The following is a 9,948-nucleotide window of genomic DNA, read 5'->3' on the forward strand; positions in this document are numbered from 1 at the left end:
GGGGGCGGCCGCGGCACCGGGCGGAGGCGCGAGCGGCTCGCTCGTCACCGTGCCGGCGGGAAGGGCGGGCGTGGCCGGTTCGAGCGCCGCCTGCGGCCGGGGCCGCTCGCGGGGACCCTCGAAGCGGTTCGAGGCGCAGGCGCCGACACTCGCGGCGAGCGCGAGACAGGCGGCTTTCGACAGGAACCCACGCGTCATCAACGACACTCCCCCAGAAACACGCAACAGTCGCGCTTGCCCTCGCGGCCAAATGCGCTGGCGGCAAGGCAGTGACATCGGAGGGGGCGGGAAAAGCGGTGTGCGCGCGGGTTTTTACCCCGGTGTGGCAGGCCTGCCTCAGTCGATGCGCCGGCCCAGGCCGGGCTATCGAAACGCAAGAAGCCGCGCCCGTTTCGGGGCGCGGCTCGCGGCAGCGGTCCTGCGAAGGAGGGTCAGACTTCGCGCTCGACCATCATCTTCTTGATCTCGGCGATGGCCTTGGCCGGGTTCAGGTTCTTCGGGCAGGTGTTGGCGCAGTTCATGATCGTGTGGCAGCGATAGAGCCGGAACGGATCGTGCAGCCCGTCGAGGCGCTCGCCGGTGTTCTCGTCGCGGCTGTCGATCAGCCAGCGATAGGCCTGGAGCAGGGCCGCCGGTCCGAGGAACTTGTCGCCGTTCCACCAGTAGCTCGGGCAGCTCGTGGTGCAGCAGGCGCACAGGATGCACTCGTAGAGGCCGTCGAGCCGGGCGCGGTCCTCCGGCGTCTGCTTCCATTCCTTCTCGGGGGCCGGCGTCTCGGTCTGCAGCCAGGGCTCGATCGCCGCGTGCTGGGCGTAGAAGTTGGTCAGGTCCGGCACGAGATCCTTGAGCACCGGCATATGCGGCAGCGGATAGATCCGCACCGCGCCGTCCTTGTCCTTGCGGGACAGGAACGGCAGGGCGTTGTCGGGCGACTTGCACTCGTCGATGCCCATGGTGCAGGCCAGCCCGTTCTGGCCCTCGATGTTCATGGCGCAGGAACCGCAGATGCCTTCGCGGCAGGAGCGGCGGAAGACGAGCGAGGGATCGACCTTGTTCTTGATCCACAACAGGGCGTCGAGGACCATCGGACCGCAATCGTCGCGATCGACGTGATAGGTATCGATGCGCGGATTCTTGCCGTCGTCGGGATTCCAGCGGTAGATCCGGAACTTTTGCAGGTTCTTCGCGCCGTTCGGCGCGGGCCAGGTCTTGCCTTCGGTAACCTGGGAGTTCTTGGGAAGATTGAACTGGGCCATGGGCAGGCAGCTTCCGCAGGTGATCGTGGATGGTCCCGGGCGATCAAGCTGATGTCAGCGATCGCTCCGGGATCAGGGTCTCTTGGCTTCGCTCAGTACACCCGCGCCTTCGGCTCGATGTACTGGATCTCGTTCGACATGGTGTAGGTGTGCACAGGCCGGTAATCGATCTCGACACCGTGCTTGGACTGGTCGAGCCAGGCCAGCGTGTGCTTCATCCACTCCTTGTCGTCGCGGTCCGGGAAGTCCTCGCGGGCATGGGCCCCGCGGCTTTCCTTCCGGTTGACCGCCGATTCCATGGTCACGACCGCCTGACCGATCAGGTTATCGAATTCCAGGGTCTCGAGGAGATCGGTGTTCCAGACCAGCGAACGGTCGCTGACCTTGATGTCCGCGACGCCGCGCCAGACATCGTGGATCAGGCCCTTGCCCTCCTCCAGCACCTCACCGGTGCGGAAGACCGCGCAATTGTTCTGCATGGTCCGCTGCATCCGGTCGCGCAGCTGCGCGGTCGGGGTGCCGCCATCGGCGTAGCGGAAGCGGTCGAGGCGCGAGAGCGCCTTCTCGGCCGAATCCTTCGGCAGTTCCGGCTGGCGGGCATTCGGCTCGACGATCTCGGCGCAGCGCAGGCCGGCGGCGCGGCCGAACACCACGAGGTCGATCAGCGAGTTCGAGCCGAGGCGGTTGGCGCCGTGGACCGAGACGCAGGCCGCCTCGCCGAGCGCCATCAGGCCGGGCACCACCGTGTCGGGATCGCCGTTCTTCAGGGTGAGCACCTCGCCGTGATAGTTCGTCGGGATGCCGCCCATGTTGTAATGGACGGTCGGCAGGACCGGGATCGGCTCCTTGGTCACGTCCACGCCCGCGAAGATCTTTGCGCTCTCGGAGATGCCCGGCAGGCGTTCGTGCAGGATCTTCGGGTCCAAGTGGTCGAGATGCAGGAAGATGTGGTCCTTGTTCTTGCCCACGCCCCGGCCGTCGCGGATCTCCATGGTCATGGAGCGGGAGACCACGTCGCGGGAGGCGAGGTCCTTGGCCGAGGGGGCGTAGCGCTCCATGAAGCGCTCGCCCTCGGAATTGGTCAGGTAGCCGCCCTCGCCCCGCGCGCCTTCGGTGATGAGGCAGCCGGCGCCGTAGATGCCGGTCGGGTGGAACTGCACGAACTCCATGTCCTGCAGCGGCAGGCCGGCGCGCAGCACCATGGCGTTGCCGTCACCGGTGCAGGTATGGGCCGAGGTCGCCGAGAAATAGGCGCGGCCATAGCCGCCGGTGGCGAGGATGGTCTGCTGGGCGCGGAAGCGGTGGATCTCGCCGGTCGCCTGATCGATGGCGATGACGCCGCGGCAGCGGCCCTCCTCGTCCATGATCAGGTCGAGGGCGAAATACTCGATGAAGAACTGCGTCTTGTTCTTCACCGCCTGACCGTAGAGCGTGTGCAGCATGGCGTGGCCGGTACGGTCGGCCGCCGCGCAGGTGCGCTGGGCGGTGCCCTTGCCGTAATCGGTGGTCATGCCGCCGAAGGGGCGCTGGTAGATTTTTCCTTCCTCGGTCCGCGAGAACGGGACGCCCCAATGCTCCAGTTCGTAGACCGCCGCAGGGGCGTTGCGCACGAGGTACTCGATCGCGTCCTGGTCGCCGAGCCAGTCGGACCCCTTCACGGTGTCGTACATGTGCCAGCGCCAATCGTCCGGCCCCATATTGCCGAGCGAGGCCGAGATGCCGCCTTGCGCCGCCACCGTATGCGAGCGGGTCGGGAACACCTTGGTGATGCAGGCGGTGCGCAGGCCCGCTTGGCTACAGCCGACCGTGGCGCGCAGGCCCGCGCCGCCGGCGCCGACGATCACCACGTCGAAGGTGTGGTCGGTGATGGCGTAGGCGGGCGCGCCGCCGTTCGATCCGTTGGATGCCATTTTCGTGAATCCTCGGTTTTCGTGGCGGCGGTCAGGCGAGGCCGCCCAGGCTCACGCGGATGATCGCGTAGAGGCAGGCGGCGGCCACCGCGACCGCGTAGAAAGTGTTGGCGACGAGGGCGAGGACCTTGAGGCCCTTGCTGTGCACGTAGTCCTCGATGACGACCTGCATGCCGATCCGCATATGGGTGGCCACCGACACCACCGCGAGGATCAGGATGATCGCCACCAGCGGGTGCGACACGAGGGCGACCGCCTGCGGGTAGGTGCGCCCGGCCATCAGCGCGATGATCACCACGAAGGCGAGCATCAAGAGCGCGTTCGAAGCGCCGGTCAGGCGCTGCAGCCAGAAATGGCCGGCGCCGTGCCCCGAGGCGCCGAGCCCCTTCACCCGGGCGCGGGGCGTGCGCATCGAAAGCGCGGTGTTCTGACGGTTATCGACCTGGGACATGGGAGGCGTCTCTCAGCGCACGAGCAGCAGGGCGAGCGCCCAGATCACGACGGTCAGGACCACCGAGCCGATCAGAGTGGCCCGGGCGAGGCCGAGGCGCCGGTCCCGGTCGAAGCCGTAGCCGGCATCCCAGATGAAGTGGCGGATGCCGCCCAGCATGTGGTGCATCAGCACCCAGGTATAGGCGAACAGGATCAGGCGCCCGATCCAGGAGCCGAAGAACCACGCCACCGCGTCATAGGCGCGGGGGCCGGAGGCGAGGGCCACCAGCCACACCGCGACGAGGAAGGTGCCGCCGTAGAGGGCCGTGCCGGTGATGCGGTGGAACACCGACATCGCCATGGTCCAGGTCCAGCGGTAGATCTGGAGATGGGGCGAGAGCGGCTGGGCGACCGTAGGTCTGACGGTAGGGGCCATCGCGGTTCACGATCCTCGCGTCAAAAGTTGGATGAATTCCAGGGAAGGGTTAGGGCGGCGGTCTCCGACCGGCAATGCCCGTGCTGCGGTGCAGCATAGGTCGGACTGACGATCGCGCGCATCTGTCTCACGCGAGTCCCCCTGTCAGCCGGAACCAGAGATAGGCCAGCGGAGTCGCCGCGAGGAAGGAGACGATGCCTGTGGCCAGGGTGAGCTTGGTCGCGTCCCGGAGCGAAACGCGGCCGAGATCCATCGCCATCACGATCGGCGGGGCCTGGTAGGGCAGGAACAGCGTCGAGTAGCCGACCACCTGCACCATCAGCACGCTCATCAGGTCGAACCCGCTGGCGCGGGAGAATTCCTCCGCCAGCGCCGTGTAGAGCGCCGGAGCCCCGTTGGCGGTGGCGGCGAACAGGAAGCCGATCGACAGGCCGGTGAGCGTCGCGAAATTCCGGGCGGGCGCGCCCGGTTCGAGCGGAGCGAGGCCGAGCAGCGCGTGACCGAGATCGGCACCGAGGCCGGTCTCGTTGACGATCCCGGTCAGCCCGAACAGGGCGGCGACGTAGAAGCAGGTCTTCAGAGGAATCTCGCCGAAGCTCTGGGGCGACAGGACGCCGACGCCCGGCAGCAGGCAGATCACGGCGGCTGCGAGCCCGATCCAGGCAGGTGGGATGCCGTGCCAGCCGTCGCTCAGCCACAGTCCCAGCATCACGGTGAGGATCGCCGCGAGCCGTCTCTCCTCACCGGACAGAGGGGGGAGCGGCGGCAGTTCCGGCCGCTTTCCGTCGAGCCGGTCGGGGAAGAGCAGGACCGTGCAGGCGACGAGCAGCGCGCCCTTCACGAAGCCGAGAACCGGAGCGTGCAGAAAGAGATAGGGCAGATAGCCGAGATGGATGCCGAACAGGGTCTCGGCGGTGCCGGCCATGACGAGGTTCGGCACGTTGGCGGGCAGGATCGCCGCCGAGAGCATCGGCGTGGCGATACCGAAGGCGAGCACCGCCCCCGTCCGCCCCGGGCGCCCGGCCTCGAGACCGAAGGCATCGCACAGGGCGATCACCACCGGCACCATCAGGGCGATGCGTCCGAGATTGGACGGCATCACGAAGGCGAGCAGGAAGGAGAAGGCGACGAGGCCTGCCACGAAACCCGGATAGGAGGCGGGCAGCTGCGCCGCGAGCCGGCGGGCGAGTCGGTCGCCGAGGCCGGTGCGGTTCATGGCGAGCCCGACCACCATGCCGCTGGTCACCAGCCAGAAGGCGGAGGAGGCGAAGCCGGAAAACACCGTCTGAGCGGGGGCGAGCTCGAGCAGCATCGCCAGGGCGAAGAACATCAGCGCCGTGACGATCTCGGCCACGAGGCCCGTCGCCCACAGCCCCATGCACAGCACGAGCAGGCCCCCGGCCGCGACGACCGTGCCCTGTCCTCCTACCATGCTGGCCGCTGCGGCGCTCATGGGCGTGCTTCAAACGTGAATTGGAACCGTTCGCAATTCGGCTTTCGTAGTGGGTGCCTTCGCCAAGCGCGAAGGTTCACTCCCTGGTCACACTGTCGTGATGGGCCGTGGGGCCGGGGGTGGCTCCACTCAGCGCGAAAGCGTAGGGCTTGCTCCTCTTCCGGCCAGAGCCATGATGCGCTTCGATCTCGTCGATCTGAACCTGTTCCGCCACATCGTGGAGGCGGGCTCGATCACCCATGGTGCCGAGCGGGCGAATCTCGCGCTCGCCGCTGCCTCGGCCCGTGTGCGGGCGATGGAGGAATCCCTCGGCGCCGCGCTCCTGCTGCGCGGGCGCCAGGGCGTTACCCCGACGCCCGCCGGCCGCGCCCTGCTGGCCCATACCCGCGAGATCCTGGGCCAGGTCGAGCGGCTGCAGGGCGACCTCTCCGTCTTCGCCGGGGGCGCCGTCGGTCAGATCCGGGTGTTGTCGAACACCAATGCGCTGACCGAGTTCCTGCCGGAGGCGCTGTCCGCCTATCTCGCCCTGCATACGGGCGTCAGCGTCGATATCGAGGAACGCACCTCCGACGAGATCGTCGGGATGGTGGCCGACGGGGCGGCCGATCTCGGCATCGTCGCGGGCACCGTGGATACCGGGACACTCCAGACCTTCCCCTTCCGCCACGACCGCTTCGTCGTCGTGGTCGCGGCCGGCCATGGCCTCGCCGGCCGCGACAGTGTCGGCTTCGCGGAGGTGCTGGAGCACGATCTCGTCGGGCTCGACCGGCCGAGTGCCCTGACGCGCTTCCTCGCCGACAAGGCCTCCCGCATCGGCCGGCCGATGCGCCTGCGGGTGCAGCTCCGCAGCTTCGACGCGGTCTGCCGTCTGGTCGAATGCGGTGTCGGCCTCGGCATCGTGCCGGAAACCACCGCGCGGCGGGCCAAGCGCACGATGGAGATCGTCCTCGTGCCGCTGGAGGATTCTTGGGCGGCGCGCGACCTCACGCTCTGCCTGCGCGACCGCGAGGCGCTGCCGCCCTTCGCACAGGATTTCGTGGCGCATCTGCGCGCCACCGGCGCCTGAGAACAAGGATCAGCCGGGAAGCAGCGTCTCGGCGAGGAGCTTGAGGTTCAGCACGACGATGATCGCGGCAATGGCCCAGGACAGGCCCTTCAGCCAGCCCGGAACCACGAAGCTGCCCATCAGCTTCCGGTCGGAGACGAAGCGAACCAGTGGGATCACCGCGAAGGGAAGCTGCATCGAGAGCACGACCTGACTGAGCACGAGGAGTTTCGCCGTGCCCTGGTCGCCATAAAGGGCTGTGACGATGACGACCGGCACGATGGCGATGCCCCGCGTGATGAGGCGGCGGGCCCAGTTGGGCAGCCGCAGGCGCAGGAAGCCCTCCATGACGATCTGGCCGGCCAGGGTCGCGGTCACCGTCGAGTTCAGGCCCGAGGCGAGCAAGGCCACGGCGAACAGGGTCGAGGCGAGCCCGACCCCGAGCAGCGGCGAGAGCAACTCGTAGGCCTGCTCGATTTCCTCGACATCGGTGCGACCACCCGCGTGGAACACCGCCGCCGCCATGATCAGGATGGCGGCGTTGACGAACAGGGCCAGCATCAGCGCCACCGTCGAGTCGGTGACGGCGAAGCGCAGGGCCTCGCGGCGCCCTTCCTCCGTGCGGGGATAGGCCCGTGTCTGCACGATCGAGGAATGCAGGTAGAGGTTATGGGGCATCACCGTGGCGCCGATGATGCCGATGGCGATGTAGAGCGCGGCCGGATTCGTCACGATCTCCCGTGAGGGGATGAAGCCGCCGAGCACCGCCTGGAGCGGGGGCGCGGCCATCGCGATCTGCAGGCCGAAGCAGACGAAGATGATCGTCAGGAGCCCGATGACGAAGGCTTCGAGCGCCCGGAACCCCCGGCGCAGCAGCAGCAGCACCACGAACACGTCGAGGGCGGTGATGATGGCGCCGAGCGTCAGCGGGATGCCGAACAGGAGCTTGAGGGCGATCGCCGTACCGATCACCTCGGCGAGGTCGCAGGCGATGATCGCCGCCTCGCAGATCAGCCAGAGGGCGATGGCGACGGGCCGCGAGGTTCGCTCGCGGCAGGCCTGGGCAAGGTCGAGGCCGGTGGCGATGCCGAGCCGCGCCGCCAGCGCCTGCAGCACGATCGCCATCAGGTTCGAGAGCAGGATGACCGCGAGCAGCGTGTAGCCGAACTGGGCGCCGCCGGCGATGTCGGTCGCCCAGTTGCCCGGGTCCATGTAGCCGACCGAGATCATGTAGCCCGGGCCGAGAAAGGCCACGAGCCGCCGCAGCCAGGATCCGTCCATCCGCACCGGCACGCTGGCGTTCAGTGCGCCGAGGCTCGCCTCTGCGGAGGCTTGCCCGGGCGGTGCCGGCCGAACCTGATCCATCACGGCTTCCATTCGCATCGGGCTGAGCCTCGTTCCCCCTGGCCGGCATCCGGCGTCCGAACGTCCGGTCTGCCACGACAGGGAAGCCGGCAGCCGTTGCCCGCGGTGACGGTCGGCTGTCGGTTATAGCATGAGCTATAAAGCTGCGCCGAAGCTGAGATCAAGGGGCATGCCACCGGGTTCCCGCCCATGGCCCGCATAGGCTAAACAGGAAAGGGTGGAGCCGGCCTGGCATCGGGCTCGGATTGCCGCAGGAAATGCCGGCTGGCCGATGACGTGCAGGAGCGCGGCCGGCGCGGCGGGCGTTTCGAGAGAGTTTAGGACCAGCGCGTGCGGCGCGAGCGGACAGAGCGCGCCCGAAACCGGAGGAGCCCACCGGCCCCATGCAGGAAGCGTCGCGAGATACGGGGCAGGAGCCGGCACGGGAGCCGGGACGGGCGGGCGTGGACGCGCCGCTCGTCGATGCGGAGGTCCATGTCGAGAGTTTCCGGCAGGCCCGCGAGGCGCGTCGCCTGGAACTCGTGGAGGATTATGTCGAGTTGATCGCCGATCTGATCGGCGATGGCGGCGAGGCGCGGCAGGTCGACATCGCCGCCCGCCTCGGCGTGGCGCAGCCGACCGTGGCCAAGATGCTGAAGCGGCTTGCCGAGGATGGTCTCGTGCAGCAGCGCCCCTATCGCGGCGTGTTCCTTACCGCGGCGGGCCAAGCGCTGGCCGAGCAGTCGCGGGAGCGGCATCGCATCGTCGAGCGCTTCCTCTGCGCCCTCGGCGTCAGCCGCGAGACGGCGCGGCGCGACGCGGAAGGGATCGAACACCATGTCAGCGCCGAGACGCTGGACGCCTTCCGTCGTTTCGCCGACGCGAAGCTCTGATACGGCATCCGCTCGATCGGAGCGGGTTACCGTATCGGCAAGCCCGCGCGGCGTTCGAGCGAAGCCCAAATCCGCCATCCCGAAGGGATCGACCGGATTGGGTATGAAACATCGGTCCGTTCAGGCAACCGCTCGCGCGAGCGGTTGGAGCGGAATCGTTCATCATCGCCCGGTGTGCAGTCCGAGGGACCCCATGGACCTGAATCAGCAACTCGCGGCTCTGGCCGCCGTCAGCGCCCGGCACGATACGGCCGTGACGAACCTGGCCGAGGGTTTGGCGGAACTGGGTGCCAAGCAGGTGGCTCACCAGATGGCGATGGGCTTCTTGGCCAGCGTCCTGCGCTCGATCGATTCCGACCATTACGACGAGCGCCTCGAAGGCTACCTCGCCATGCTGCGCGACGTCCTGTTCCGGGACGATCCGGATGCGGCGCTCGCTACCACGGTGCTGGAAACCGTGGAGCGATCCCTGCGCCCCGCTCAGGATCAGGACGAGGGCTGAGCCAGCTCGCCGCGTTCGATGCGCCGGCCCAGGGGTGGATGGCGTCTGTTGCGGGATCCGCTTGATCGGAGCGGTCCCGTATCAGCCAGCCCGCGCGGCGCCTGAGCGAAGCCCAAATCCGCCAGCCCGAAGGGATCAACCGGATTTGGTGTGAGACACGAACACGCGCCCGATACCTCAAACCGGTTCGTTCGGGGGCGCTATGCGCGCGTGCTCAGAAAATCACGTCCGGGCGTCGGCACTCTGAGCGTATTCGACGAGAGCCGCCATCTGAGCGGGAGCCTGAAAGACCTGACCATCGGGCGTTTCGACATAGACTCCGGCGGCTCCCATGCTCGCGAAGGTCATGGCCCTTTCGGCAGCCCTGAGACCGAGAGTGTGCGGTTCCGAGGACGGACCTGACGGCGCGGTCCAGTGAACGGTGTAGCGCATGGCGGTCTCCTGTTTGGGCCTTGAAGCATAGGGCAGCAGGAGATGGAGCGCGAGGGGGACGGCGCGCAGGAATACCGGCCAGGGCCCCAGGGGCGTTCCGACTGGCGCCACCGCCGCAGACCGGATCCGGGTCGTTCTGCGCCGAATGGAGGCCGGTTTCGCGTAAGAGAGCCTGCCGGAACAGGCGGTTAGCGCCGCTCTCGACAGGCCCGGGCAGTGTCCTCGGACGAGCTATGCGGGAGATT

The 9,948-nt window shown here is 68.0% G+C and carries 9 protein-coding genes and 1 pseudogene; 3 read left to right on the forward strand and 7 right to left on the reverse strand.

Features of this window, described 5'->3' with window-relative positions; all coding sequences use genetic code 11:
* From MZTS_RS16055 to MZTS_RS16080, 6 genes and pseudogenes are all read right to left on the reverse strand, one after another.
* Window positions 1–198 (reverse strand): annotated as a pseudogene (locus MZTS_RS16055) (AprI/Inh family metalloprotease inhibitor); the annotation flags it as partial.
* Between the two features lie 233 nt (window positions 199–431).
* Window positions 432–1,256, reverse strand: a complete 825-nt coding sequence (locus MZTS_RS16060; protein WP_192284622.1) for a succinate dehydrogenase iron-sulfur subunit — start codon at window positions 1,254–1,256, stop codon at window positions 432–434.
* A gap of 92 nt (window positions 1,257–1,348) precedes the next feature.
* On the reverse strand, window positions 1,349–3,166 hold the full coding sequence (gene sdhA, locus MZTS_RS16065) for a succinate dehydrogenase flavoprotein subunit (protein ID WP_009866522.1): 1,818 nt from the start codon (window positions 3,164–3,166) through the stop codon (window positions 1,349–1,351).
* A gap of 31 nt (window positions 3,167–3,197) precedes the next feature.
* Complete coding sequence (gene sdhD / locus MZTS_RS16070; protein ID WP_192284623.1) at window positions 3,198–3,617, reverse strand: succinate dehydrogenase, hydrophobic membrane anchor protein; 420 nt, start codon at window positions 3,615–3,617, stop codon at window positions 3,198–3,200.
* Between the two features lie 12 nt (window positions 3,618–3,629).
* Entirely contained in the window at window positions 3,630–4,034 is a 405-nt protein-coding gene (gene sdhC, locus MZTS_RS16075; RefSeq protein WP_009866156.1) for a succinate dehydrogenase, cytochrome b556 subunit, read from the reverse strand.
* Between the two features lie 127 nt (window positions 4,035–4,161).
* Window positions 4,162–5,487 (reverse strand): SLC13 family permease, encoded by a 1,326-nt coding sequence (locus MZTS_RS16080; RefSeq protein WP_009866155.1) that lies wholly within the window; start codon window positions 5,485–5,487, stop codon window positions 4,162–4,164.
* A 175-nt stretch (window positions 5,488–5,662) separates the two neighbouring features.
* Here MZTS_RS16080 and MZTS_RS16085 point away from each other — a divergent pair, with 175 nt between their 5' ends.
* Window positions 5,663–6,553 (forward strand): LysR substrate-binding domain-containing protein, encoded by an 891-nt coding sequence (locus MZTS_RS16085; RefSeq protein ID WP_192284627.1) that lies wholly within the window; start codon window positions 5,663–5,665, stop codon window positions 6,551–6,553.
* A 9-nt stretch (window positions 6,554–6,562) separates the two neighbouring features.
* Here the strand turns inward: MZTS_RS16085 and MZTS_RS16090 are convergent, their stop codons facing one another.
* Window positions 6,563–7,897, reverse strand: a complete 1,335-nt coding sequence (locus MZTS_RS16090; protein ID WP_192284624.1) for an Nramp family divalent metal transporter — start codon at window positions 7,895–7,897, stop codon at window positions 6,563–6,565.
* 383 nt (window positions 7,898–8,280) lie between these two features.
* On the opposite strand from MZTS_RS16090, the gene mntR reads away from it, so the two are divergent.
* Window positions 8,281–8,769, forward strand: coding sequence for a manganese-binding transcriptional regulator MntR (mntR, locus tag MZTS_RS16095; RefSeq protein WP_192284625.1), 489 nt, complete (start codon window positions 8,281–8,283; stop codon window positions 8,767–8,769).
* Window positions 8,770–8,962: 193 nt separating this feature from the next.
* Entirely contained in the window at window positions 8,963–9,271 is a 309-nt protein-coding gene (locus MZTS_RS16100; RefSeq protein WP_192284626.1) for a hypothetical protein, read from the forward strand.
* The last annotated feature ends 677 nt before the right edge of the window (window positions 9,272–9,948 follow it).

This window comes from Methylorubrum zatmanii (assembly GCF_014845115.1).
In the GTDB taxonomy this organism is placed as follows: Bacteria; Pseudomonadota; Alphaproteobacteria; order Rhizobiales; family Beijerinckiaceae; genus Methylobacterium; species Methylobacterium zatmanii.

What these genes read in the sequence shown, in the direction of transcription:
- MZTS_RS16060 (WP_192284622.1), bottom strand. Translation starts at nt 1,256, where the DNA reads ATGGCCCAGTTCAATCTTCCCAAGAACTCCCAGGTTACCGAAGGCAAG.
- sdhA (WP_009866522.1), bottom strand. Translation starts at nt 3,166, where the DNA reads ATGGCATCCAACGGATCGAACGGCGGCGCGCCCGCCTACGCCATCACC.
- sdhD (WP_192284623.1), bottom strand. Translation starts at nt 3,617, where the DNA reads ATGTCCCAGGTCGATAACCGTCAGAACACCGCGCTTTCGATGCGCACG.
- sdhC (WP_009866156.1), bottom strand. Translation starts at nt 4,034, where the DNA reads ATGGCCCCTACCGTCAGACCTACGGTCGCCCAGCCGCTCTCGCCCCAT.
- MZTS_RS16080 (WP_009866155.1), bottom strand. Translation starts at nt 5,487, where the DNA reads ATGAGCGCCGCAGCGGCCAGCATGGTAGGAGGACAGGGCACGGTCGTC.
- MZTS_RS16085 (WP_192284627.1), top strand. Translation starts at nt 5,663, where the DNA reads ATGCGCTTCGATCTCGTCGATCTGAACCTGTTCCGCCACATCGTGGAG.
- MZTS_RS16090 (WP_192284624.1), bottom strand. Translation starts at nt 7,897, where the DNA reads ATGGATCAGGTTCGGCCGGCACCGCCCGGGCAAGCCTCCGCAGAGGCG.
- mntR (WP_192284625.1), top strand. Translation starts at nt 8,281, where the DNA reads ATGCAGGAAGCGTCGCGAGATACGGGGCAGGAGCCGGCACGGGAGCCG.
- MZTS_RS16100 (WP_192284626.1), top strand. Translation starts at nt 8,963, where the DNA reads ATGGACCTGAATCAGCAACTCGCGGCTCTGGCCGCCGTCAGCGCCCGG.